This window comes from Bradyrhizobium sp. CSA112 (assembly GCF_029051645.1).
GTDB lineage: Bacteria > Pseudomonadota > Alphaproteobacteria > Rhizobiales > Xanthobacteraceae > Bradyrhizobium.
This window is the reverse complement of the sequence record NZ_JAACFS010000026.1, coordinates 1-23,481: the sequence shown is the minus strand read 5'-3', so window position 1 is coordinate 23,481 and position 23,481 is coordinate 1. Positions and strand designations below refer to the sequence as shown.

Annotated in this window: 22 protein-coding genes; 3 read left to right on the top strand and 19 right to left on the bottom strand. The window is 62.6% G+C overall.

Going from position 1 to position 23,481, the window contains the following annotated elements; translation table 11 throughout:
- Positions 1-2: 2 nt before the first annotated feature.
- Entirely contained in the window at positions 3-1,433 is a 1,431-nt protein-coding gene (gene glnA, locus GWE18_RS30100) for a type I glutamate--ammonia ligase (RefSeq protein WP_275189353.1), read from the top strand.
- A gap of 41 nt (positions 1,434-1,474) precedes the next feature.
- Here the strand turns inward: glnA and GWE18_RS30095 are convergent, their stop codons facing one another.
- Both GWE18_RS30095 and GWE18_RS30090 read right to left on the bottom strand, forming a co-directional pair.
- Positions 1,475-1,879 carry a nuclear transport factor 2 family protein gene (locus GWE18_RS30095; protein ID WP_275189352.1) on the bottom strand — a complete coding sequence of 135 codons (405 nt, stop codon included), beginning with the start codon at positions 1,877-1,879 and terminating at the stop codon, positions 1,475-1,477.
- 9 nt (positions 1,880-1,888) lie between these two features.
- Entirely contained in the window at positions 1,889-3,571 is a 1,683-nt protein-coding gene (locus GWE18_RS30090; protein ID WP_275189351.1) for a glutamine--tRNA ligase/YqeY domain fusion protein, read from the bottom strand.
- A 143-nt stretch (positions 3,572-3,714) separates the two neighbouring features.
- Here GWE18_RS30090 and gltX point away from each other — a divergent pair, with 143 nt between their 5' ends.
- A complete protein-coding gene (gene gltX, locus GWE18_RS30085) occupies positions 3,715-5,139 on the top strand; it encodes a glutamate--tRNA ligase (protein WP_275189350.1) in 1,425 nt (474 codons plus the stop codon).
- 262 nt (positions 5,140-5,401) lie between these two features.
- Entirely contained in the window at positions 5,402-6,703 is a 1,302-nt protein-coding gene (gene gltA / locus GWE18_RS30080) for a citrate synthase (RefSeq protein ID WP_275189349.1), read from the top strand.
- Between the two features lie 151 nt (positions 6,704-6,854).
- Here gltA and lpxB read toward each other — a convergent pair whose 3' ends face one another.
- The 17 genes from lpxB to GWE18_RS29995 all read right to left on the bottom strand — a co-directional run bounded on the left by lpxB (position 6,855) and on the right by GWE18_RS29995 (position 23,099).
- Positions 6,855-8,018 (bottom strand): lipid-A-disaccharide synthase, encoded by a 1,164-nt coding sequence (gene lpxB, locus GWE18_RS30075; RefSeq protein WP_275189425.1) that lies wholly within the window; start codon positions 8,016-8,018, stop codon positions 6,855-6,857.
- 23 nt (positions 8,019-8,041) lie between these two features.
- Positions 8,042-8,899, bottom strand: a complete 858-nt coding sequence (lpxI, locus tag GWE18_RS30070) for a UDP-2,3-diacylglucosamine diphosphatase LpxI (RefSeq protein WP_275189348.1) — start codon at positions 8,897-8,899, stop codon at positions 8,042-8,044.
- Between the two features lie 20 nt (positions 8,900-8,919).
- Positions 8,920-9,723: an acyl-ACP--UDP-N-acetylglucosamine O-acyltransferase gene (lpxA, locus tag GWE18_RS30065; RefSeq protein ID WP_275189347.1), complete on the bottom strand. Its 804-nt coding sequence runs from the start codon at positions 9,721-9,723 to the stop codon at positions 8,920-8,922.
- 125 nt (positions 9,724-9,848) lie between these two features.
- The gene (locus GWE18_RS30060; RefSeq protein ID WP_275189346.1) at positions 9,849-10,202 is read right to left on the bottom strand and encodes a hypothetical protein; all 354 of its coding nucleotides are present in this window, start codon (positions 10,200-10,202) and stop codon (positions 9,849-9,851) included.
- Positions 10,203-10,350: 148 nt separating this feature from the next.
- Positions 10,351-10,506 carry a hypothetical protein gene (locus GWE18_RS30055; protein ID WP_275189345.1) on the bottom strand — a complete coding sequence of 52 codons (156 nt, stop codon included), beginning with the start codon at positions 10,504-10,506 and terminating at the stop codon, positions 10,351-10,353.
- Positions 10,503-11,069 (bottom strand): histidine phosphatase family protein, encoded by a 567-nt coding sequence (locus tag GWE18_RS30050; RefSeq protein WP_275189344.1) that lies wholly within the window; start codon positions 11,067-11,069, stop codon positions 10,503-10,505. Before GWE18_RS30050 ends, GWE18_RS30055 begins: the two co-directional genes overlap by 4 nt.
- A 59-nt stretch (positions 11,070-11,128) precedes the next feature.
- Complete coding sequence (gene fabZ, locus GWE18_RS30045; protein ID WP_275189343.1) at positions 11,129-11,587, bottom strand: 3-hydroxyacyl-ACP dehydratase FabZ; 459 nt, start codon at positions 11,585-11,587, stop codon at positions 11,129-11,131.
- On the bottom strand, positions 11,587-12,654 hold the full coding sequence (lpxD, locus tag GWE18_RS30040) for a UDP-3-O-(3-hydroxymyristoyl)glucosamine N-acyltransferase (protein ID WP_275189342.1): 1,068 nt from the start codon (positions 12,652-12,654) through the stop codon (positions 11,587-11,589). Before lpxD ends, fabZ begins: the two co-directional genes overlap by 1 nt.
- 136 nt (positions 12,655-12,790) lie before the next feature.
- Positions 12,791-15,358, bottom strand: coding sequence for an outer membrane protein assembly factor BamA (gene bamA / locus GWE18_RS30035; protein WP_275189341.1), 2,568 nt, complete (start codon positions 15,356-15,358; stop codon positions 12,791-12,793).
- Positions 15,359-15,531: 173 nt separating this feature from the next.
- A complete protein-coding gene (rseP, locus tag GWE18_RS30030; protein ID WP_275189340.1) occupies positions 15,532-16,707 on the bottom strand; it encodes an RIP metalloprotease RseP in 1,176 nt (391 codons plus the stop codon).
- Positions 16,708-16,750: 43 nt separating this feature from the next.
- Positions 16,751-17,974, bottom strand: a complete 1,224-nt coding sequence (gene dxr, locus GWE18_RS30025; RefSeq protein ID WP_275189339.1) for a 1-deoxy-D-xylulose-5-phosphate reductoisomerase — start codon at positions 17,972-17,974, stop codon at positions 16,751-16,753.
- Between the two features lie 4 nt (positions 17,975-17,978).
- Positions 17,979-18,821 carry a phosphatidate cytidylyltransferase gene (locus GWE18_RS30020; RefSeq protein ID WP_275189338.1) on the bottom strand — a complete coding sequence of 281 codons (843 nt, stop codon included), beginning with the start codon at positions 18,819-18,821 and terminating at the stop codon, positions 17,979-17,981.
- Positions 18,818-19,573 (bottom strand): isoprenyl transferase, encoded by a 756-nt coding sequence (locus GWE18_RS30015; RefSeq protein ID WP_275189337.1) that lies wholly within the window; start codon positions 19,571-19,573, stop codon positions 18,818-18,820. Before GWE18_RS30015 ends, GWE18_RS30020 begins: the two co-directional genes overlap by 4 nt.
- Positions 19,574-19,615: 42 nt before the next feature.
- Positions 19,616-20,179 (bottom strand): ribosome recycling factor, encoded by a 564-nt coding sequence (gene frr, locus GWE18_RS30010; protein ID WP_057851302.1) that lies wholly within the window; start codon positions 20,177-20,179, stop codon positions 19,616-19,618.
- A 71-nt stretch (positions 20,180-20,250) separates the two neighbouring features.
- Positions 20,251-20,967, bottom strand: a complete 717-nt coding sequence (pyrH, locus tag GWE18_RS30005; RefSeq protein ID WP_275189336.1) for a UMP kinase — start codon at positions 20,965-20,967, stop codon at positions 20,251-20,253.
- Positions 20,968-21,038: 71 nt separating this feature from the next.
- Positions 21,039-21,965 carry a translation elongation factor Ts gene (gene tsf / locus GWE18_RS30000; protein ID WP_275189335.1) on the bottom strand — a complete coding sequence of 309 codons (927 nt, stop codon included), beginning with the start codon at positions 21,963-21,965 and terminating at the stop codon, positions 21,039-21,041.
- A 135-nt stretch (positions 21,966-22,100) separates the two neighbouring features.
- On the bottom strand, positions 22,101-23,099 hold the full coding sequence (locus tag GWE18_RS29995; RefSeq protein ID WP_275189334.1) for a 30S ribosomal protein S2: 999 nt from the start codon (positions 23,097-23,099) through the stop codon (positions 22,101-22,103).
- Positions 23,100-23,481 lie beyond the last annotated feature (382 nt).

Here is a 23,481-nt window from a genome sequence, read left to right as displayed (position 1 = left end):
CCATGTTTCCGAAGTGTGCGACAGCCGAAGATCTCCTGAAGGCGATCAGCGACGAGAAGGTGCAGATGATCGATCTGCGCTTCACCGACTTGCCTGGGGTATGGCAGCATTTTTCCATCCCGCCGGGTGCGGCGGGTGTCGATGCTCTCAGCGAAGGCATTGGATTCGACGGCTCATCCATCCGCGGCTTCCAGGAAATCCAGGAAAGCGACATGCTGGTCGTGCCGGACCCGACCACCGCGTTCCTCGACCCGTACTCCCCTGCATCGACCCTGGTCCTGATCTGCAACATCAGGGACCCCGTGACCGGTCAACCCTATAGCCGCGACGCCCGTTACATCGCCCAGAAGGCCGAAACCAACCTGAAGGGCACCGGCCACGCCGACACGAGCTATTTCGGCCCGGAGGCGGAGTTCTTCGTGTTCGACGACGTGCGCTACGGACAGGGGATCAACTACGCCTTCCACGAAATCGATTCCAGCGAAGGCAGTTGGAATACCGGCAAGGAGGAAGCGCCGAACCTGGGCCACAAGCCGCGCCCGAAGGAGGGGTATTTTCCTGTTCCCCCGACCGACAGCATGCAGGCTCTCCGCACCGATATGGTGCTGACGATGGAACAGCTCGGCATCCAGATCGAAGCCCATCACCATGAAGTCGCGACCGGCGGCCAGAACGAGATCGACATGCGCTTCACTACACTCACCCGCATGGCCGACAATCTGATGATCTACAAATACGTGGTGAAGAACACCGCCCGCGAGCACGGCATGACGGCAACGTTCATGCCAAAGCCGCTGTTCGAGGACAACGCCTCGGGGATGCACGTTCACCAGTCCCTGTGGAAGGGCGAGACCAATCTGTTCTACGGCAAGGACGACTATGCCGAGTTGAGCCAGCTCGGCCGCTACTACATCGGCGGTCTGTTGACTCACGCCTGGGCGCTGTGCGCGCTTTGCGCCCCCACCACGAACTCCTATCGTCGCCTGGTGCCTGGCTATGAGGCTCCGATCAATCTGGTCTATTCCCAGCGCAACCGGTCAGCTTGCTGCCGGATCCCGATGTATTCGCCGAACCCGCGGGCAAAGCGGGTTGAGTTTCGCTCGCCGGACCCCTCCTGCAATCCCTATCTGGCTTTTGCCGCGATGCTGATGGCCGGCCTCGACGGCATCAACAGCCGGATCGATCCCGGCAGCCCGATCGACAAGAATCTTTATGACCTGCCGCCCGCCGAGGCGAAGGACGTGAGGTCGACACCGGGATCGCTGGATCAGGCGCTTGATGCGCTCGAGCGCGATCACGCCTTCCTGCTCCGCGGCGACGTGTTCACCGCCGACGTGATCGAGACCTGGCTCGACTACAAACGGAAGAAGGAGGTCGACCCGATCCGGCTGCGCCCTCATCCATACGAGTTCCATTTGTATTACGACATCTAGAATGGGATGACGCAGGGACCGCGCCCTGACGCGCAGCTGGCCTATTGCTCGATCAGCGGCGTCTTCGACGAGACGTGGTGGCTGACGATCTTCCATTCGCCGGCTTCGCGAACGATCACCCAGGTGATTTTCACCACCAGCGGCTCGGCATCCTTCTCGACGGTGAAAGTTGCCGTGCCCGCGACGTTGATCAGGTCAGCCGCGGCATGCACGGTCCTGACGTCGGTGAATTGAACTGATGGCGAAGACCAGCGCGGCAGCGCTTCGAAATAGGCGGCAACGCCGTCGTTGCCGCGATACAGATTCGAATTGGAGCCGAAAAAGAACGCGTTCCGTGAGTACAGCGATGCAAGCGCTTCAGCGTCCAGTCTGCTGAACGACGTCGCCCATCTGCCCATGATGCCGGAGACGATGTCGTCGGTCGCGCTGCGTCCGGAGGATGCCATCGGTCGCCTTCAGCCCTTCCCGCCGACTTCCTTCGCAAACGTATCGCGCAGGCCGATGGTGCGGTTGAACACGGGTTTGCCGGGCGCCGAATCCTTGTCGCGCACGAAATAGCCCTGCCGTTCGAACTGCATCACCTCGCCCGAATTGTCTGATGCAACCGAAGGCTCAATCCGGGCGTCGGGCAATACTTCGAGCGACTCCGGATTGAGGTCGGCGGCGAAATTTGCAGCGCTCGGGCTCGGGTTCGAGAAGAGCTGATTGTAGACGCGGATTTCCGCCGGCACCGAATCCTTCGCGGACAGCCAGTGCATGGTTGCCTTGACCTTGCGACCGTCAGGCGCGTTGCCGCCCTTGGTCGCGGGATCGTAGGTGCAGCGCAGCTCGACGACTTCGCCGGCGTCGTTCTTGATAACGCCGGTGCATTTGATGAAATAGGCGTAGCGCAGCCGCACCTCGTTGCCCGGCGACAGGCGGAAGAATTTCTTCGGCGGGTTCTCCATGAAATCGTCGCGCTCGATATAGAGCTCGCGGCCGAATGAAATTTTTCGTGTGCCGGCCGATGGATCGTCAGGATGATTGACGGCCTCGAGCTCCTCGACCTGGCCTTCCGGATAATTCTCGATCACGACCTTCAGGGGCCGCAGCACCGCCATCCGCCGCTGCGCTGATTTGTTCAGATGCTCGCGAATGCAGAATTCCAGCATGCCGACGTCGACCACGCTGTTGGCTTTCGCAACCCCGATGCGCTTGACGAACTCGCGCACCGCGGCCGGCGGCACACCGCGCCGCTTCAAGCCGGCTATGGTCGGCATGCGCGGATCGTCCCAGCCGGAAACATGGCCGTCGCGGACGAGCTGCGTCAGCACGCGCTTGGACAAGAGCGTGTAGGTCAAATTGAGGCGGGCGAATTCGTACTGGCGCGGTTTTGAGGGCACCGGCAGCTTGTCGAGCAGCCAATCATAGAGCGGCCGGTGGTCCTCGAACTCCAGCGTGCAGATCGAATGCGTGATGCCTTCGATGGCGTCCGACTGGCCGTGGGCGTAATCGTAGCTCGGATAGATCGACCATTTGTTGCCGGTGCGCGGATGCTCGGCATGCAGGATGCGGTAGAGCACGGGGTCGCGCAGGTTGATATTGCCGGCGGCCATGTCGATTTTCGCGCGCAGCACGCGTGTGCCATTCGGGAATTCGCCCGCCTTCATGCGCCTGAAGAGGTCGAGGTTTTCCTCCACCGTGCGGTCGCGGAACGGCGAATTCTTGCCGGGTTCCGTCAGCGTGCCGCGGTTGACGCGGATTTCCTCCTGCGACTGATCGTCGACATAGGCGTTGCCGGCCTCGATCAGCCCCACTGCCCAGTCATACAGGCGATCGAAATAGTCGGAGGCGTAATAGAGATCGGTTCCCCAGTCGTAGCCGAGCCAGTGCACGTCGGCCTGAATGGAATCGATATATTCCTGCTCTTCCTTTGTCGGGTTGGTGTCGTCGAAACGCAGATGACACTTGCCGGCAAACTCCTGCGCGATGCCGAAATTCAGGGCAATCGACTTGGCATGGCCGATATGCAGATAGCCGTTCGGCTCCGGCGGAAATCGGGTCACGATCCGGCTGTGCTTTTTGGAAGAAAGATCGGCCTGGACGATGTCGCGGATGAAATCGCGTCCCGCCTCTGCCGCTACCGGTTCTGTGGTCATCCTGAGTTCCTGTTAGGGATTGGCGAACCTTCTGCCAAATTCGCCCCCGCGCGCCAAGCCTACTTTGCCCATGGCTAAGGCTTTAGTTATGTACCGTTCCTGTTATACACCACCGCAATTCACCCTTAGCCCGCATCTGGTAAATGACTGATTCCGTCGTCACACGCTTTGCCCCCTCGCCCACCGGCTTCCTCCATATCGGAGGAGCCCGGACCGCGCTGTTCAACTGGCTCTATGCCAAAAAGCGCGGCGGCAGGATGCTGCTGCGGATCGAGGACACCGATCGCGAACGCTCGACCGAGCCGGCGATTGCCGCCATCCTCGACGGGCTGAAGTGGCTCGAGCTCGATTGGGACGGCGACGTCATCTACCAGTTCAGCCGCGCTGCCCGCCACCGCGAGGTCGCCGAGCAATTGCTGGCCAGCGGCAGGGCTTACCGCTGCTACGCCACTGCGGAGGAACTGGCGGCGATGCGCGAGAAGGCGCGCGCCGAGGGCCGCACCCGCCTCTATGACGGGATGTGGCGGGACCGCGATCCCTCCGAAGCGGCGGCCGGCATGAAGCCCACCATTCGCCTGAAGGCGCCGCAGACCGGCGAGACCGTAATCGAGGACCAGGTTCAGGGTCGCGTGGTCTGGCAGAACGAGAACCTCGACGACCTCGTGCTGCTGCGTGGCGACGGCAACCCGACCTACATGCTGGCTGTCGTGGTCGACGACCATGACATGGGTGTCACCCACGTCATCCGCGGCGACGACCATCTGATCAACGCTGCACGCCAGAAGCAGATCTACGATGCGCTCGGCTGGGACATCCCGAACATGTCTCACATCCCCCTGATCCACGGACCAGATGGTTCGAAGCTCTCGAAGCGCCATGGCGCGCTCGGCGTCGATGCCTACCGCGCGATGGGCTATTTGCCGGCAGCGCTGCGCAATTACCTGGTCCGGCTCGGCTGGAGCCATGGCGACCAGGAAATCTTCTCGACGCAGGAAATGATCGATGCATTCGATCTGCCGGCCATCGGGCGCTCCGCGGCGCGATTCGATTTCGCAAAACTGGAAAGCCTCAACGGCCACTACATCCGCCAGGCGGATGACGGCGAACTGGTGGCGAAGTTCGAGAGCGTGCTCGACTACGTCCCCGAAGGCGCCGATCTCAAGGCGAAGCTCAACGATACCACCCGCGCGCAATTGTTGCGGGCGATGCCGAGCCTGAAGGAGCGCGCCAAGACGCTGATCGAGCTGATATCGGGTGCTTATTTCATCTTCGCCGACCGCCCGCTTCAGATCGAGCCGAAGGCCGCCGCCCTGCTGACGCCGGAGACCCGCATCCTGATCGGCCAGCTCCTGACAGCGCTGGAAGCCGTCACCGACTGGCGCGCCGAGACCACGGAAGCCGCCATGCGGAATTTCGCAGAGCAGAACAATCTCAAACTCGGCGCCGTTGCCCAGCCACTCCGGGTGGCGCTGACGGGACGCACGACTTCGCCGGGCATTTTCGACGTTTTGGCGGTACTGGGGCGGGAGAAATGCCTGGCTCGCCTCGCCGATCAGGCGGCCAGCTAGAGCCCCGGGCTCCAGCATTTAGTTTTGACGCGTTTTCTTTACGCGAACCGGGATCCACCCCGGATCAAGTCCGGGCAGGCATTCGCTCGAAAACGCTATAAGAGCCCCTACCATATGGGGGGCCGCGGCCATCTTGCAGTGCACAGGGCAATAAGCTACGCCTTTGGCGCCGCTTCTAGACAATCCGGCTTTCCTTGCTGCGCTTCGATAATGGCACCAGGGTCGGCGCGGTTTTTCGTAACGATTTCATCGGGGATTCACGATGGACGCAAAATCCAGCAAAACTGCAACGCTCACGGTAGGCAACAAGACCTACGATTTCCCGATCCTCAGCGGCACGGTGGGGCCGGATGTCATCGACATCGCCAAGCTCTACGCCCAGGCCGGGATGTTCACCTACGACCCCGGTTTCACCTCCACCGGTAGCTGCCAGTCGAAGATCACCTATATCGACGGCGACGCCGGCGTGCTGGAATACCGCGGTTACCCGATCGAGCAGCTCGCCGAACAGGGCGACTTCCTCGAAACCTGCTACCTCCTGCTTTACGGGGAGCTTCCGACCCCGGCCCAGAAACAGGATTTTGACCACCGCGTGATCCATCACACCATGGTTCACGAGCAGATGGCCCGCTTCTTCCAGGGTTTTCGCCGCGACGCCCATCCGATGGCGATCATGGTCGCCGCCGTCGGCGCGCTGGCCGCGTTCTATCACGATAGCACCGACATCAACGATCCGCGGCAGCGCATGATCGCTTCGATGCGCATGATCGCAAAGGTCCCGACGCTGGCCGCGATGGCCTACAAATACACCGTCGGCCAGCCCTTCATGTATCCGAAGAACTCGCTCTCCTTTGCCGAGAACTTCCTGCACATGTGCTTCGCGGTGCCGTGCGAGGAATACAAGATCAATCCGGTGCTGGCTGACGCGCTCGACAAGATCTTCATCCTGCACGCCGACCACGAGCAGAACGCCTCGACCTCGACAGTGCGCATCGCCGGCTCCTCCGGCGCCAATCCGTTCGCCTGCATTGCCGCCGGCATCGCCTGCCTGTGGGGCCCGGCGCATGGCGGCGCAAATGAAGCCGCACTCGCGATGCTCGCGGAAATTGGCACGGTCGACAAGATTCCGGAATTCATCGCCAAGGTGAAGGACAAGAACTCAGAAGTCCGCCTGATGGGCTTCGGTCACCGCGTCTACAAGAACTACGATCCGCGCGCCAAGATCATGCAGAAGATGTGTCACGCCGTGCTCGCCGAGACCGGCCATGGCGACGATCCGATGCTGAACGTCGCGATGGAACTGGAAAGGATAGCGCTCTCCGACCAGTATTTCATCGACCGCAAGCTCTATCCGAACGTCGACTTCTATTCGGGCATCACGCTGAAGGCGATGGGCTTCCCGACCTCGATGTTCACCGTGCTGTTCGCAGTCGCCCGCACCGTCGGCTGGATCAGCCAGTGGAGCGAGATGATCGAGGACCCGCACCAGAAGATCGGCCGCCCGCGCCAGCTCTACACCGGCGTCGGCCGCCGCGATTATGTGCCGATGGACAAGCGGAAGTAAGCGACGTCGTTTATGTACAAAGAAGGCCGGATGCGATTATCGCGTCCGGCCTTTTTTGCTTATATGCGTAGGATGGGTGGAGCGAAGCGATACCCATCAGCTTCATAAACAGCGATTGATGGGTATCGCTTCGCTCCACCCATCCTACTCCCTACCCCCGCCGCGCCTTGTGCATCGTCGCCAGCACGATATCGGCGGCCCGCACGCTCGGCGGCTGGTTGCCGGTCGACATGATCGCATCCAGCGTGGCGAAAGCCTCGAGCTGCTCGCGGCGCAGCGCGGAGTCCAACAGCACTTCGCCCAGCGCCTGCGACAATTTTTCAGGCGTGCAGTCTTCCTGAAGGAATTCGGGAATGACCTCCCTGCCGATCACGAGATTGGCGAGGATCACCGACGACACGCGGATCGCGCGCCTCAGGATGAACGCTTCGATAGCGCCGACCCTATAAGCCGTCACCATCGGCACGCCGGCCAGTGCCAGCTCCAACGTCACCGTGCCGGATTTGGCGAGCGCCGCGTGGGCGATCCGAAAGGCCGCCCGTTTGTCCTGCTCGCCGATCACGACCTGAGGCTGAACCGGCCAGCCTTTCACCGCGTCGACGACCGCTTCCTGCAGATGCGGCATGGTGGGCAGCATGAGCTCGAATCCCACGCCCTGCTCCTGCAGCCGCGCCACCGCCTGGCCGAACACCGCCATGTGGTGGCGGATTTCGCTGCGCCGGCTTCCCGGCAGCACCAGCAGCACCGGCGGCGATCCCGCCCGCCGCGTGGCTTCATCGGCGTTCGGCCGCAACGACGATAGTTGCTCCGTCAGGGGATGGCCGACATAGGTGCAGGGTGGCCCGTGCAGCCTGCGATAGGCCTCGGGCTCGAACGGCAGCAGCGCCAGCACATGATCGATATATTTCAGCATCGCGCGCGCCCGGCCGGGCCGCCATGCCCAGACCGAGGGCGACGCATAGTTGACGATCGGAATTTTGGGATCCTTGGCGCGAACGCGCTTCGCCACGCGGTGGGTGAAGTCCGGGCTGTCGATAATTACGAGAACATCCGGCGCCGCTTCCGTCACCGCGATCGCCGTCTCCTTGATCAGCCCGAGGATCTTCGGCAGGTCCCTGATGACGGCAGCAAGGCCTATGATCGAGAGCTCTTCGATCGGAAACAACGTCTCCAGGCCTTCGCGCGCCATTGCGCGGCCGCCGACGCCTTCGAACCTCACCGCGTCGCCGAGGCGCTGGCGCAGCACCTTCATCAGGTTGGCACCGAGGCGATCGCCGGACTCTTCCGTCGCGATCAGAAATACCCTTCGCTCCATCCCGGCGGTCGCGCGAGACGGCGTCACGCTGATAAGCCCTGGATAAACAGGCCGGCTTTGTCCGCAGCCTCGATCATGGCTTGCGAGTCCGCCGCAATCGTATGGCCGGCGATCACCGCGATGCCGGCGAGCCCGGCCTTGGCCACACCTTCGATGGTTTTAGGACCGATGGTCGGCAGGTCGAAGCGCAAATCCTGTCCGCTCTTCGGGGCCTTCACCAGCACCCCGCGGCCGGATTTGGCGCGAATGCGCCCCGCCTCGCGCAGCCGCGCCACGCGCGCCAGGAGCCCATCGGTGCCCTCGATGTCCTCGACCGCCACCACATGTCCGTCGATCACGACGACGGCCTGCCCGATGTCGAACGGGCCGAGCGCGCCAAGCACCTCCCGCCCTCTGGCGATGTCAGCAACGGCGGCAGGATCGGGCGCGGCCCGGGCAGTGTTTCCCTCCGGCATCAGAATGTCGGGAGCGACATCCCGGATGCCGACCATCCGGAAGCCGTCCTGTTCGAGGATGCGGCCAATCCCCGACAACAGATGATCGTCACCGCCGCGAAACGCGGCCCAGACGTGGCCGATGACGCGGATCGTTCCCCAGTCCAGCCTGATTTCCGACAGCGCCGGACGCAGCAGCGTGCCGATGAAGATCAGGTCGCGGCAGCCCTCGCTGCGAAACAGCTTTGTGGCACGGCCGAGTTGTCCAACCGAGATCCAGTGATGGCGGAAGCGGCCGACGCGCGCCGGATCGCAGGCGCCGCGCAACGCGAACAGCACCGGCACGATCCCGCGCTGGCTAAGCGAATCCGCCACCGCAAACGGCATCGCGCCGCCGCCTGCGATAACGCCAACGGGCGACGAAATATCAGAAGCCGCTGAAATCATGGCTGCGGCGGATCCCATCATCACTGCTTGTTGCCGTCGCCGGCGGGAAGACAGAGTGCGCGATGCTTGCCTTGCTCGATGAAGGCGAGGATTTCAGCGATCGCCGGATCCTCTCCGGCCAGGGGCTGCACCGCATCCAGCCGCTCGGCAAAGACGCCGGGGCCGTGAAACAGTTTTTGGTAGAACGCGCGCACTTTCGCCAGCCGCTCCTTGGTGAACTTGCGGCGCTTCATGCCGATGATGTTCAGCCCTTCGAGAGCAGCATACTGGCCGTTGACGAGGCCGAACGGAATGACGTCGCCGCGCACGCCGCAGACGCCGCCGACCATCACTTGCGGTCCGATCCGGGTAAACTGGTGCACAGCCGACAGCCCGCCGATGAAGACGAAATCGCCGATCTCGCAGTGACCGCCGAGCGTTGCCGACGTGGCGAAGATGACATCGTTGCCGACCTGGCAATCGTGTCCGACATGGCTGCAATTCATGAAGTAGCCGCGCTCGCCGACCCGCGTCACGCCGCCGCCGCCAACCGTTCCGGCATTCATGGTCACGGACTCACGGATGGTGCAGCCCGCGCCGATCTCCAGCCGGGTCAGTTCGCCCTTGTAGCTCAGCGATTGCGGCGGCGTGCCGAGCGAGACGAACGGATAAATCGTGCAGCCGGCCCCGATCGTGGTCTGCGCGGTGACGTGAACATGCGCAATCAGATTGCAGTTGGCGCCGATAACGACGTCGCGGCCGATAATGCAATAGGGACCGATCGTCGTCCCCTCGCCGATCACAGCGCCATCCTCAACCCGCGCGGTTGGATCGATCGTACCCATCACACAGCCCAGCCCATCGATGCACGCGAATATCGCGCGTTTTCCGGTGGTTAGCGCGGCACCCAGATGGTGTCCAGTGACGTATCGTTACGTCATGTTGCGGCACGCTGGTATCAAGAATGTCATCAGGTCATGCTGCCGGGCAAGAAGCAGCGGATCGAAATCCCGTAGGCTCCCTTGATCGGCCAGACCATGGTCCGGCCGGCACGATTTGGCTCGGTGATGACGGCATCGTCGGGCACGTCGATCCATTGGCCCTCAAGCCGCACGCGGTAGTGACCGTCCCTGGATTCCCAATCCACGTCGGCGACGGCGGAGCCGTCGGCGTCGGAGCAGCATGGCCCCTTTCCGCTTCTAAGGCTGTCAAACCAGGACTTTAGCGGGGAGTTGGCGTAGCGGCCATCATCGCGGGCCATTGCAACCCCGACGAGAACAGCGGTTGAGGCTATCAGCGCTACGGCGGCTCTGAGAAGTTTCATCCGGCCCGTCTCGGCAACCACAATTTCCCACCGACATACAAACCTGTCGGGAGGCTGAAGTTCCCTCGCGTCCAGTGGATATTATGTGCATTGATCGGAGATCACACGGCCGCCTTCCGCGCAGATACCTATCCAGGCGAGACCGAATCTAGCTACCGGCTTGCGCGATCCATTCGCCAGGCTGCACCCGCGTAACCAGGACAGCCGAACCCGAAGTGCTGGTCTTGTAGACGAGCGCCTCGCCTTCGCGGATATCGGAAAACTCCTTTCCGAAGGCGTCCGCGACGTTGGTCTTGTGCGTCACCGCAGATTATTGGCGCCGGCTTTCGGGGGCGCGTTGACGAGATCGCGCACGGCGCGTCCAGCCTTGGCATTCTTGCCGTCGGGATTTGCCATTGCGGATGAGCTGCCGGCGCCGCTGTCTGTCAATGCTTCCACCGGAGAGACGTCCTTGCCGCTGAGCAGTTTGCCCGTTTCAACGGCTCGATTGAGCTGGCTCGTGTAGACTTCGCCGATCGGCACACCCAACCTCTTGAGCGCCGCCCCAAGCTCGCGCGCCAGTTCGCGGCCCTTTTCGCTCAGTTGCCGCTGCGCGCTCATGTCGTCGAGTTTGAAGGGGTAGACGTCCTTCTGGCTATCGTCGGTGGCGCCGTGTCGAAACACGATGACGTAGCCACCACCCTTGAGGGACGATACGAGACCGCCCAGATCTGCCGCGTAACTTTGCGGCGGCATCAGCAGAAAAATGACCAAACACGAAATAATAGACGCAAGCTTGCTCACGGACGCCTCCATTAAAAAAGAAGCGTGGCCCCAAACCAGATTTAATCGGCAAATTTCGTCAAACGACCTCGGCGTGGGTTCCACTACCAACGATTGAACAAAGATATCAGGAAGACGTCAGTTGTGTGGCGGGATAAATTCAATCAGTCCGTCAGCATTGCGCCGACGTCGGCCTCGGCGACCACGCTGCCATTCACCTTGGCGTCGCCGTGAAACCACCACATCGCCTTGCGGCGGCCGATCGAGCGCATGTGATACTCGATGGTGTCGCCGGGCATCACCGGCTTGCGGAATTTGCATTTGTCGATGGTGAGGAAATAGACCGCGCGCGGCTTCTCGGTGCCCTCGACCGACTTGATGCCGATGACGCCAGCGGTCTGGGCCATGGCCTCGATCATCATGACGCCGGGATAGACCGGACGCTCGGGAAAATGGCCGAGAAACGGCGGCTCGTTGAACGTGACGTTCTTGATGCCGATGCCACTGTAATCGGTCCGGATCTTGATCACCCGGTCGATCAGCAGCATCGGATAGCGATGCGGGAGCGTCTTGAGGATCTCGTTAATATCGACGAGCTCAAACCTGACCGGTGATTCCTCCATTACTCCCGCCTCTCACCTTTTGGATCGGCGGTGCCACCCTGCACCAGTCGCTCCACCGCAATAATCTCCTTGAACCACTGCTTGGTGGGTTTGGCAAAAAAGCCACCCCAGCGGCCGTTGGGCGGAATGTCGTCCTTGACCCCGCTCATCGCCGTCACCTGGGCGCCGTCGCCGATCTTGAGGTGGTTGTTGATGCCCACCTTCGCCCCCAGCGCGACGTTGTCACCGATCGTCAGGCTGCCCGCGAGCCCGATCTGGGCCGCGAGCAGGCAGTGCCTGCCGATGGTCACATTGTGGCCGATCTGGACCTGATTGTCGATTTTGGTGCCCTCGCCGATCACGGTATCCCGCAGGCTGCCGCGGTCGATAGTGGTGCCGGCGCCGACCTCGACATCGTTCTGGATCAGGACCCGGCCGGTCTGGGGCACCTTCAGGTGGCCCTCAGGACCGAAGAAGATGAAGCCATAGCCGTCCTGGCCGATACTGCAGGCTGGATGAATCAGGACGTTGTTGCCGATCAGGGCGAACTGGATCGCGGTGCGTGCGCCGACATTGCAGTCCCGGCCGATCTTGACGTCGGCACCGATCACCGCACCCGCGCCAATCACCGTTCCGGCGCCAATCTCGACCCTGGGCCCGATCACCGCGAGCGGATCGACGATGACGCCGTCCTCGAGATGAGCCGACGGATCGATGATCGCCGATGGCGCGATGCCATCATTGTCGAACCATGATTGCGGACGAAGCGCGTCCGCATGCCACTCGCGCGCCAGCTTCACGAAGGCGCGGAACGGCTGGGTGGCGCGCAGCACCGCCACATGGGCGGGGACCTGGGCCTCGAAACGCGGGCTCACCAGGCAGGCGCCGGCCTTGGTCGCCTTGAGCTGATCGGCGTATTTGAGGTTGTCGAAGAACGCCAGATGCATGGGACCGGCTTCGTCGAGCGAAGCGAGACCCCTGATCACATGGCCGCCCTGTACGGGGTCGACCAATACCGCACCTGTCAACGTGGCCAGCTCGGCCAGCGTCGAGGAAGGGGGTTGCTTGAAAAATATCGGCTGCGCCATTCCACCCGTCGCAGTCCGGCGACCTTCGCACCAGAGCGCCGGCTCCAAAGAGATGGAGCCGACCCTCTTCTTGTTTCTCTTCTTTCCAAGGCGTTCTCGCTACGCGGACCTTACGTCCGTTTCGCTTCAAGATACCTTAGAACGATGTGCCGCCGCCAAACTTGAATTCCTGCACGCGGTCAAACTGACCCTTCGTAAGCGGAACCGCATAGTCGAAGCGCAGCGGACCGAACGGCGAAGCCCAGATGATGCCGACACCGACCGAGGTGCGGACCACATTGCCGTTGTCATGCTGCAATCCCAAGCAAGTTCCGGCGTTGGCCGGCGTCGTCGCCGTCGCCTGAGTCGGCGGCACGCAGCCAGGCACGTTGACCTCGCCCGTCTGCGCCCACGACGTCGGTCCCTTGTAGTCGAACAGTCCGCCGGCATCGGCATAGACCGAACCCTTGAGTCCGACTTCCTTCGGCAGGAACCAGAACGGCATCTGCAATTCGAACGAAGCGCCCCAATATTTGGTGCCGCCGAGCGCGTCGCGCGTGCCAAACGGGTTGATGTCGCGCGGACCGATGCCGTTCGGCGCAAAACCGCGAACGAGGTTCGGTCCCATCTGGAAGTGATCCAGCATGCGCAGTTCGCTGCCGCCGAACTGGTTCAGCATGCCGCCCTGGAGATGGATCAAGCCGACGATATCGGCGACCAGCGGGGTGTAGTACTTCGCGTCGATCGCCGACTTGATGTACTTCACGTCGCCGCCGACACCGGCGAAGTCCTGCTTCCAGTCGATCAGCAAACCGTCGGTCGGGTTCTTGTTGTTGTCCAGCGTGTTGTAGTTCAACGAATAGCCGACCGACGAGGTCAACGCCTTGCCGCTCTGCAATTCCCTGCGAACCGGCAGCGAGGCTTCGCCGTCGCTATAGCACCACAGGCCCTGGCCGGAGGTGTCAGTGGCGGTTTGTCCCCCTTCTGTGATCGACCCGCCGGCGGGAGCGCCGGCAATATTCGCAAATGCCGGCGTGGGATTGAACGCGAGCAACGAGTTCGATGAATTGTTATTACAGTTCGCGAGCTGGCTCGGCAGCGAGATTTCCTGCTGATAGATCGAGTAGCGGAGCTGCAATGCGAGATCTTCCCGCAAGGTGAAGCCTAGCCGCGGGCTGAAGCCGAGCGTCTTGGTGCCATAGGAAATATAGCTGTTGGCGAGCTGTTCGCGATAGAACAGATCGAGGCCGAGCGCGACGCGGTAGTCGAACAAATAGGGTTCAACGAACGAAAGTGAACCGCCGCGCGCGTACTGGCCGTAGGTCACGGCTGCCTTTGCATATAGGCCCCGACCCAGGAAGTTGCGCTCGGAAATGCTGACTTCGGCGAGCGCACCGTCCGAGGTCGAATAGCCGCCCGATACCGAGAAGTCGCCGGTCGACTTCTCTTCGAGATCGACGACCAGGATCACCCGATCGGTCGACGAGCCGGGCTCGGTCAGGATCTTCACGCTTTTGAAGAAGTCGAGGTTCTTCAGCCGGCGTTCGGCGCGATCGACCAGCGCGCGGTTATAGGCGTCGCCTTCGGACAGGTCGAACTCGCGGCGGATCACGTAGTCGCGGGTGCGGGTGTTGCCACGCACGTTGATGCGCTCGATATAGGTTCGCGGGCCCTCATCGACGGCGAACACGATCGAAACGGTGTGCTGTTCGAAATTGCGATCGCCGCGCGGGCGCACCACTGCGAAGGCATAGCCGCGGCGCGAGGCCTCGATCTGCATCTCCTCGACCGATTTCTCAAGCGCCTCGGCATTGTAGACCGAGCCGACGCTGACGCGCGAGAAGCTGCGCATCGAGGTGGCATCGAGGGTTGGAATGGAGGTCTGGAAGTCGACGGAGGCAACGCGATATTGCTGCCCCTCCTCGATCTTGAAGGTGACGAGGAAGCCCTTCCTGTCGGGGTCATACTCGGTCAGCGCGGCCACGACCTGCACGTCGGCATAGCCGTTCTTCAGATAGAAACGGCGAATCAGGTCGCGGTCGGCCTCGACCCGGTCGGGATCGTAGACGTCGGCGCCGCCGAGGAAGCTCAAGAGGTTGGATTCGCGTGTCTTGATAACGTCCTTCAGGCGATAGGACGAATAGGCAACGTTGCCGACGAACTCGATCGACTTGACGCCGGTCTTGGTGCCTTCGGTGATCGTGAAGATCAGGTCGACGCGGTTGTTCGGCTGCTCGATGACTTCCGGGGTGACGCGCACGTCATAACGGCCCGAGCGCCGGTAAATTTCGGCGATCCGCTGGGCGTCCGACTGGACCATCGGGCGCGAAAACGTGCCGCGCGGCTTGGACTGGATCTCAGCCGAAAGTTGCTCGTCCTTGACCTTCTTGTTGCCCTCGAACGCGATGCGCCCGATCACGGCGTTTTCGACGACGGTCACGACCAGCCGGCCGCCCACCTGGTTGATTCGCACGTCCTGGAACAAGCCGGTTTCGATCAGCGCCTTCAAGCCGTCGTCGATCTGGGCCTGCCCGAGGCGACCACCGGGACCTGGCTTGAAATAGGAACGGATGGTCTCGACCTCGACACGCCGGTTCCCTTCAACGGTGATCGACGCCACCGTCTGGGCCGCAGCCGGCACGGACACCAGCGCGCCCCCCATCGGCGCGGCAATCATGATCAGAGCGGCCAGCAGACCCCCCCGCACTCGCATTCCAAACATCATGCGCAACGCGCCCTCGTCATTGCACTGCCGGCTCGTACCCCTACGAACCGGCAGAATCCCAAAGTTGCATTGCTTGTAGCCAATTTCGACAGGGCGGCAAACCGGACATCGCGATGCGATTCCATTTTCATTCCAAGACGTTGCCAATGGGCAACGTCACAAAAAAGCCGCTTCTACGATCTCCCGAACAGCCCTTTCAGCCATGGCACCTGATGGAAGTCGTTATAGAAGGCGAACACCATCAGCATCAGCACCAACACCAACCCCACGCGGAACCCGTATTCCTGGGACTTTTCTGACAAAGGCCGCCCCCGCAGCACCTCAGCCGTGTAGAACATAAGGTGGCCACCATCGAGCAGGGGCACCGGGAACAGATTCAGCAGCCCGATCGAAATGGACAGCACCGCCGCCAGATGAAGCAGCGGAACAAGCCCCAGCGTGGCGACCTGACCGGAGATCTGCGCGATCCGGATCGGCCCGCCGATCTGATCGGCGCTGGCCCGGCCGGTAAAGATGTTCCCGATATAGGCGAGCGTCTGCTCGATGACGAACCAGGTTTCCTTGATTCCCAGCCAAAGCGCGGTCGCCGGATCGACCTTCTCGGTGGTGACTTCGCCCGGCGTCGTCGCGCGGGTAATGCCGAGAATCCCGAGCCGTTGCGTGTTCCCGAAGGGATCCTTCACTTCGCGCAGTTCCGGCGTGCCCTTCAATTGCAGCGTGGAATCACCGCGCTTGACGGTGAAGGTCATGGTCTCGCCGGCGCGGACGCTGACGAATCGCTGCATGTCGGAGAAGCTGCCGATCTTCTTGCCGTCGATGGCGGTGACGATGTCCCCGGCCTGAAAGCCCGCCCGCTCGGCGGCGCTGCTGGCTTCGATCTTGTCGACGCGCGCCGTCGTGCTCGGCTTGCCGAAGAAGGTGAAGAGACACGTGAAGATAACGATCGCCAGAATGAAATTCGCGATCGGACCGGCGGCAACGATGGCCGCGCGGGCGCCGACTTTCTTGTGATGGAAACTGCCCGCCCGCTCCTCCTCGGTCATGCCGGCGAGCGTTTCGGCCGAGGCCGGCGTCGAGGCTTCGGATTCGTCGCCGAAGAACTTCACATAGCCGCCGAGCGGGATCGCGGAGATCTTCCAGCGCGTGCCATGGCGGTCGTTGAAGCCGGCGAGTTCCGGGCCGAAACCAAGCGAGAACGTCAACACCTTCACGCCCGCCCATCGGGCGACCAAAAAGTGGCCGAGTTCATGGAAGAACACGACGATGGTCAGGACGAACAAAAAGGGAATGATGTAGCCGATCAGGCCATGGCCCAACGTATTGAAACTACTTAGAAAAAACTCTGACATCAGGTTCCCCTCGACAAGAGCCAACGGCTCCGTCCCCAACCCTCTACGATGCCTTTAAGGCAATTTGAGGCAATAGGGAGGCGGCTCTATTTCGCGCGCTATGGTCAACGGAAATCGCGTCGTCGGCCGAGCTCAAAGGCGCAAGGTTCCCGGCACGAATCCAGTCGTTAATGGTGGCTTCGACGAGGTGCGCGATCGACCCGAACTTGATCTTTCCGGCGATGAAAGCCGCCACCGCCACCTCATTGGCAGCATTGAATACCGTGGTCGCACCACGCCCCGTACGTAACGCCTCGTAGGCCAACCGCAAGCCCGGGAACCGTTCAAAGTCCGGCGCCTCGAAGGTTAGCTGTCCGATTTTTGCGAGATCCAGCCTGGCCGACGGGCCAACGATTCGATCGGGCCATCCAAGGCAGTGCGCGATCGGGATGCGCATGTCGGGTGCGCCGAGCTGCGCAACCACGGAGCGATCTGAGAATTCGACCATGCCGTGGATGATCGACTGCGGATGCACGAGAACGTCGATCTCGTCGGCGCTCAGCGCGAAAAGATAGGAAGCTTCGATGACTTCGAGGCCCTTGTTCATCATCGACGCCGAATCGATGGTGATCTTCTGGCCCATGCTCCAGTTCGGATGCTTCAACGCCTGCTCTAGCGTCGCCTGCTCGATGTCGGCCGGCGCCCAGGTGCGGAACGGCCCGCCCGAGGCGGTGATGATCACGCGCACCAACTCCTCGCGATTGCCCGAAGATAGCGCCTGAAACAGCGCGTTGTGTTCGGAATCCGCCGGTAGAATGCAGGCGCCCGCCTTCGCGGCGCGCTGCATGAAGAAATCGCCGGCACAGACCAGGCATTCCTTGTTGGCGAGCGCGACGGCCGCACCGCGATCGACCGCGGCCAATGCGGGCTTCAATCCGGCCGCACCGCTCACCGCCGCCATCACCCAGTCGGCGGGACGCGCAGCAGCTTCGATGATTGCGCTTTCGCCGGCGCCGCATTCGATGCCGGTGCCCGCGAGGGCGTCCTTCAGTTCGCCAAGGCGCGCCGGGTCGGCAATCGCGGCGAATCGTGCGCCGAATTCTATCGCGAGCCTGGCCAGCGCTTCGACATTGGAATTCGCGGTCAGCGCCTCGACCTCATAGCGGTCGCGCGCGCCGCGCAGCAAATCCATGGTGCTGTCGCCGATAGAGCCGGTGGCACCCAGCACCGTGACCGTGCGCGCGGCTGCCGCCACGGCCTTGTTGTTACGCAATGGAACTGCGCTCATCGTTTCACCAAACCATAAGACCGCGGCCGACGCCATCGGGGCCACCCCGCAAAAGGCCGAAAAGTGCCGCCACGACGACAGCAGCGACAAACCCGTCCAGGCGATCCATTAGCCCGCCATGGCCGGGAATGATGTGACTTGAGTCCTTTACGCCAAAACGCCGCTTCACGGCGGATTCGAAGAGATCGCCGAGCTGTGAGACAGCCGAAAGAGCCGCCGAAAGCATCAATAACGGCCCGATTCTGCCCAGATCGAACGCGGCAAACCCGACCGCGACAGCCAGGCTGCCGGCAAGTCCGCCGGCGGCGCCTGCCCAGGTCTTTTTCGGGCTGACGCGCGGCCATAGTTTCGGGCCGCCAATGCCGCGGCCCGCGAAATAGCCGCCGCTATCGGTCGCCCATACGATCAGCAGCACGAACATCAGCGCGGCGAATCCCTTTACGGGATCGAGACGCACCAGCACCGAGGCAATCTCGGCCGCCGCCGCGTACAAAAATCCTGCCGCGGCCCAGTTGCGCCGCTCCGGCGCGATCGACACCACAACCACGAAGCCGACGCCGAGCACGATCAGCGCGGCATCGAGGCGGCCAATCGCAAAACAGAGCCCGGCGACCGCAAGCGCGGCCACACCCGGCACCGTCACGCGAATCGCGCCGGCGAGACCCACGATCGCGAGCCATTCCACGAAGAGGCCGATGGCAGCCAGCGTCACCAGCGCGGCCCAGAACCAGCCGCCCGCATAGGCGATCGCGACCGCAAGCGGGATCAGCACGGCGGCTGCGGCGATGCGCATCATGAGATTGCGCGAATCGGGCGCTGCCGCCGGTGCGGCCTCGCGCTCGGTCACGATCCGGTTTTCACGGCCAGACCGCCGAAGCGGCGTTCCCGTCTGGCGTATTCGGCAATGGCGCTTTCGAGCGCGGCCTTGTCGAAATCCGGCCAGTGGATCGGCACAAACACGAGCTCGCTATAGGCCGCCTGCCACATCAGGAAGTTCGACAGCCGCAGTTCGCCGCTGGTGCGGATGATCAGGTCTGGATCGGGAATGTCAGGCGCATCGAGATAGCGACCGAGCGTATCGGCGTCGATCGATGCCGGATCGCGCTTGCCCTCGGCCACTTCGCGCGCTAGCCGCTGGGCGGCGCCGGCGATTTCCTGGCGCGATCCGTAGTTGAACGCGACCACCAGATTGAGCTTGGTGTTGGCCTTGGTCAGTTCCTCGGCCTCGTTCAGCAGTGCGCAGATATCGGGCTCCAACCCTTCTCGTTCGCCGATCACGCGCACGCGCACGCCGTCGCTATGCAGCGTTGCCAGATCGTTGCGGATGAAGCGGCGGAGCAAGCCGAACAGATCGCCGATTTCGGTCGCCGGCCGCGACCAGTTCTCGGAGCTGAACGAAAAGATCGTCAGGTAGAGCACGCCGAGTTCATGAGCGGCGCGAACGACGCGGCGCAGCGCATCGACGCCGCGGCGATGGCCTTCGGCACGCGGCAAGCCGCGCGCTGCCGCCCAGCGCCCGTTTCCGTCCATGATGATCGCCACATGCAACGGGACGGATCGGTCAGATCCTTCCGTGGCGGGGGCGGCGGCGTTTGGCATCATCTAAATTCCAGGACCAGTCTCAACTTTAGAGCGTTGCCGTCAAACGGTGAGGATTTCCTTTTCCTTCGCCGCAAGCAACTGATCGATTTCCGCAATCGTTCCATCGGTCGCCTTCTGCACCTCGTTGGCGAGCCGCTCCTGATCGTCTTCGGAAATCTCGTGATTCTTCTCGAGCTTCTTGACGATATCCAGGCCGTCGCGACGGACGTGGCGGACCGCAACCTTGGCAGCTTCGGCGTATTTATGCGCGACTTTCACCAGTTCCTTGCGCCGCTCCTCGTTGAGTTCCGGAATCCGCAGGCGCAGCACCTGCCCTTCGGTCGCGGGCGAGAGGCCGAGATTGGAATCGACGATCGCCTTCTCGACGGCTTTCACCATGGACTTGTCCCACACCTGAACAGAGAGCAGGCGCGGTTCGGGCACGCTGATGGTCGCGACCTGGTTGAGCGGCATGTGTGAGCCATAAGCCTCGACCTGCACCGGCTCCAGCATGGACGCCGCCGCCCGGCCGGTCCGCAAGCCGCCCAATTCGTGCTTGAGCGAATGGGTGGCGCCTTGCATGCGGCGCTTCAATTCATTGATGTCAAAACCGGGCGTGGGCATAACGCTCTCCCCTCCTTGGAAACCAGCCGCCGGCATCCTTAAAGCCCGCGGTTCGAAGCAGCACTAACGTGTCAGCCGGCAACCACCGTGCCGTGGCCGGTCCCGCGCAGGATCGCGCCGATCGAACCCGGCTCGGCGATCGAGAATACGATGATAGGCAGTGACGTCTCGCGGGCAAGCGCGAATGCGGTCGCATCCATCACCTTGTAGTCGCCGGCAATCGCCTGCGAATGCGTCAGGCGATCGAAGCGCTTGGCCGACGGGTCCTTTTTGGGGTCGGCGCTGTAAACGCCGTCGACATTGGTGGCTTTGAGCACTGCCTGCGCCCCGATCTCGGCCGCCCGAAGCACGGCGGTGGTGTCGGTGGTGAAGAACGGATTGCCGGTTCCACCGCCAAGCAGGACGATTCGTCCCTCGGAGAGGTATTTGTGCGCCGCACTGCGGGTAAACAGCTCGGAAATCTCGGGCATCACGAACGCCGACAGGGTACGCGCCGGCGTCCCCTTGCGCTCGATGGCGGCTTCCAGCGCCAAGCAGTTCATCACGGTGGCGAGCATGCCCATGGTGTCAGCGGTCGGGCGCGAAACGCCGCGCGAGGAGACTTCCACGCCGCGCACGATGTTGCCGCCGCCGATCACGACCGCCACCTCGACGCCGAGCTTTTTCGCGGCGATCAGGTCGTCGGCGATACGGTCGATAGTGGGCTGGTCGATGCCGAAAAAGTGGCTGCCTGCGAGATACTCGCCCGAGAGCTTGATCACGACGCGACGATAGACCGGCTCAGCCATTGTTTATCGCTTCCTTGTCCCGCGCAGGTGACTTCCGGCGCGCTAGCGCCGGAAGATTGTGACCGCAGCGGTTACTTCTTGCCGCTGGCCGCCGCGACCTCGGCCGCGAAATCGGATTCCTGCTTTTCGATTCCCTCGCCGAGAGCATAGCGCACAAATCCGGCAATCTTCACAGGCGCACCGACCTTGCCTTCGGCTTCCTTCACCGCCTGCGCGACCGACTTGCCCTTTTCGTCATGGATGAACGCCTGCTCCAGCAGGCAGACTTCCTTGTAATAGGTCCTCAGGCCGGACTCGACGATCTTCTCGATCACGTTTTCCGGCTTGCCCTGCTGGCGATACTTGTCGGCCAGCACGTCCTTTTCGCGCTTTACGATCTCGGGGTCGAGGCCAGACGGATCCAGCGCCTGTGGATTGGTCGCGGCCACGTGCATGGCGAGCTGGCGGCCGAGATGAGCGAGCTCGTCGGTCTTGCCGGCCGATTCGAGCGCGACCAGCACGCCCATCTTGCCGGCGCCGTCGATCACGGCACCATGGATGTAGCTCGACACCACGCCCTTGCCGACTTCAAGCGAAGCCGCGCGGCGCAGCGTCATGTTCTCGCCGATGGTCGCGATCGCATCCGAAATCGCGGTCTCGACGGTAACGTCGCCAACCTTGGCCGCCTTGATCTTCTCGACGTCGGCGCCGTTGTGAAGCGCGACCTGCGCAATCATCTTGACGAGACCCTGGAACTGCTCGTTGCGGGCCACGAAATCGGTCTCGGAGTTGACCTCGACCACGACGCCCTTGGCGCCCGAGGTCACCGCACCGATCAGGCCTTCGGCCGCAACACGGCCGGCCTTCTTGGCGGCCTTGGACAGCCCCTTCTTGCGCAGCCAATCCTGGGCGGCCTGCATGTCGCCGGAGGTTTCGGTGAGGGCTGCCTTGCAGTCCATCATGCCCGCGCCGGTCGACTCGCGCAGTTCCTTGACCATTGCTGCAGTGATCGTTGCCATCGTCGAATATCCTTCTTGCCTGTTAGCCGCAGGCGCGGCATGCGCGCTTTGCACCGTGCCGTCGTCAGCTCCAGGGAATGCCCAGTCTTGAGGAACGAAACCGGTGGCCGGAAAGCCGGCCACGCGGCGTACCAATTATTCCGCTTCCGCGGTCAGCGTCTTGGCCTGGGCAACCCACGCATCAGCGCGGCTCGGAAGACCAACCTCTTCACCGATCTTGTGCGCGGTATCGTGGTCGAGCTCGGCGAGCTGCCAGTAGTGGAAGATGCCGAGGTCGTTGAGCTTCTTCTCGATCGCACCCGACACGCCGGTGAGCTTCTTGAGGTTGTCGGCGGTGCCGCGCGGACCGGCAAGACCCTGGAAGCCGGTCGGCTGCGGAGCCGCCACGACTTCCTCGCGAACCGGCTGAACCGCGGCGCCGATATCGATGCCGGAATCGCCCTGCGCGCGCGAAATGCCGTCGATGGCGGCGCGGGCAACCAGGTCGCAATACAGCGAAATGGCACGGCCGGCGTCGTCATTACCCGGCACCACAAAGGTGATGCCCTTGGGATCGGAATTGGTATCGACGATCGCGGCAACGGGAATGTTGAGTCGCTGCGCTTCCTGGATCGCAATGTCTTCCTTGTTGGTGTCGATCACGAAGATCATGTCGGGAAGCCCGCCCATGTCCTTGATGCCGCCGAGCGAACGGTCGAGCTTGTCGCGCTCGCGCTGCAGCGTCAGCCGCTCCTTCTTGGTGTAGGAGCTGGCCTCGCCGGACGACAGCACCTCATCGAGGTGACGCAGGCGCTTGATCGAACCCGAAATCGTCTTCCAGTTGGTCAGCGTGCCGCCGAGCCAGCGCGAATTGACGAAATACTGCGCCGACCGCTTGGCGGCATCGGCAACACCGTCCTGCGCCTGGCGCTTAGTGCCGACGAACAGGATACGGCCGCCTTTGGCGACGGTGTCAGATACCGCCTGCAGCGCGCGATGCAGCATCGGCACGGTCTGGGCGAGATCGATGATGTGGATGTTGTTGCGGGCACCGAAGATGTAATCCGCCATCTTCGGATTCCAGCGGTGCGATTGGTGACCAAAGTGCACGCCAGCTTCGAGGAGCTGACGCATAGAAAAATCGGGTAGCGCCATAGTGATAGTTCTCCGGTTGGTTCCTCCGGAAACGTGTGAGCAAACGAGCCTGACTGGCCCGGCTGCCACCGGACGGCCTTTGAGAGCCATGTTTCCGTGTGAGATGGCGCGCTATATAGCCGGATTCCAGCCAGAAGCAAGGAAATACGGCCGGATGTCTGGTCTTCCAGCCCTGCGATTTAGGGCCCCTTCGGGCCAGATCAGAGGATCTGGCCCGTTAACAATCAGCATCGGACACCCGGCGGGCATGCCCTGGCCGCCGCCGGCGCAGGCAGCGCCGGGCGCGCTGCTGCTGGCGGTGGAGCAGCCATCCGGGGCGGCGGAGGCGCTGGTGCGGCCATCCTTGGTGGAGGCGACGGCGCAGCCACACGCGGGGGTGGCG

Excerpts from the sequence above, each read along its gene's own strand:
- glnA (WP_275189353.1), top strand. The coding sequence starts at position 3 with ATGTTTCCGAAGTGTGCGACAGCCGAAGATCTCCTGAAGGCGATCAGC.
- GWE18_RS30095 (WP_275189352.1), bottom strand. The coding sequence starts at position 1,879 with ATGGCATCCTCCGGACGCAGCGCGACCGACGACATCGTCTCCGGCATC.
- GWE18_RS30090 (WP_275189351.1), bottom strand. The coding sequence starts at position 3,571 with ATGACCACAGAACCGGTAGCGGCAGAGGCGGGACGCGATTTCATCCGC.
- gltX (WP_275189350.1), top strand. The coding sequence starts at position 3,715 with ATGACTGATTCCGTCGTCACACGCTTTGCCCCCTCGCCCACCGGCTTC.
- gltA (WP_275189349.1), top strand. The coding sequence starts at position 5,402 with ATGGACGCAAAATCCAGCAAAACTGCAACGCTCACGGTAGGCAACAAG.
- lpxB (WP_275189425.1), bottom strand. The coding sequence starts at position 8,018 with ATGGAGCGAAGGGTATTTCTGATCGCGACGGAAGAGTCCGGCGATCGC.
- lpxI (WP_275189348.1), bottom strand. The coding sequence starts at position 8,899 with ATGATTTCAGCGGCTTCTGATATTTCGTCGCCCGTTGGCGTTATCGCA.
- lpxA (WP_275189347.1), bottom strand. The coding sequence starts at position 9,723 with ATGGGTACGATCGATCCAACCGCGCGGGTTGAGGATGGCGCTGTGATC.
- GWE18_RS30060 (WP_275189346.1), bottom strand. The coding sequence starts at position 10,202 with ATGAAACTTCTCAGAGCCGCCGTAGCGCTGATAGCCTCAACCGCTGTT.
- fabZ (WP_275189343.1), bottom strand. The coding sequence starts at position 11,587 with ATGGAGGAATCACCGGTCAGGTTTGAGCTCGTCGATATTAACGAGATC.
- lpxD (WP_275189342.1), bottom strand. The coding sequence starts at position 12,654 with ATGGCGCAGCCGATATTTTTCAAGCAACCCCCTTCCTCGACGCTGGCC.
- bamA (WP_275189341.1), bottom strand. The coding sequence starts at position 15,358 with ATGATGTTTGGAATGCGAGTGCGGGGGGGTCTGCTGGCCGCTCTGATC.
- rseP (WP_275189340.1), bottom strand. The coding sequence starts at position 16,707 with ATGTCAGAGTTTTTTCTAAGTAGTTTCAATACGTTGGGCCATGGCCTG.
- dxr (WP_275189339.1), bottom strand. The coding sequence starts at position 17,974 with ATGAGCGCAGTTCCATTGCGTAACAACAAGGCCGTGGCGGCAGCCGCG.
- GWE18_RS30015 (WP_275189337.1), bottom strand. The coding sequence starts at position 19,573 with ATGCCAAACGCCGCCGCCCCCGCCACGGAAGGATCTGACCGATCCGTC.
- frr (WP_057851302.1), bottom strand. The coding sequence starts at position 20,179 with ATGCCCACGCCCGGTTTTGACATCAATGAATTGAAGCGCCGCATGCAA.
- pyrH (WP_275189336.1), bottom strand. The coding sequence starts at position 20,967 with ATGGCTGAGCCGGTCTATCGTCGCGTCGTGATCAAGCTCTCGGGCGAG.
- tsf (WP_275189335.1), bottom strand. The coding sequence starts at position 21,965 with ATGGCAACGATCACTGCAGCAATGGTCAAGGAACTGCGCGAGTCGACC.
- GWE18_RS29995 (WP_275189334.1), bottom strand. The coding sequence starts at position 23,099 with ATGGCGCTACCCGATTTTTCTATGCGTCAGCTCCTCGAAGCTGGCGTG.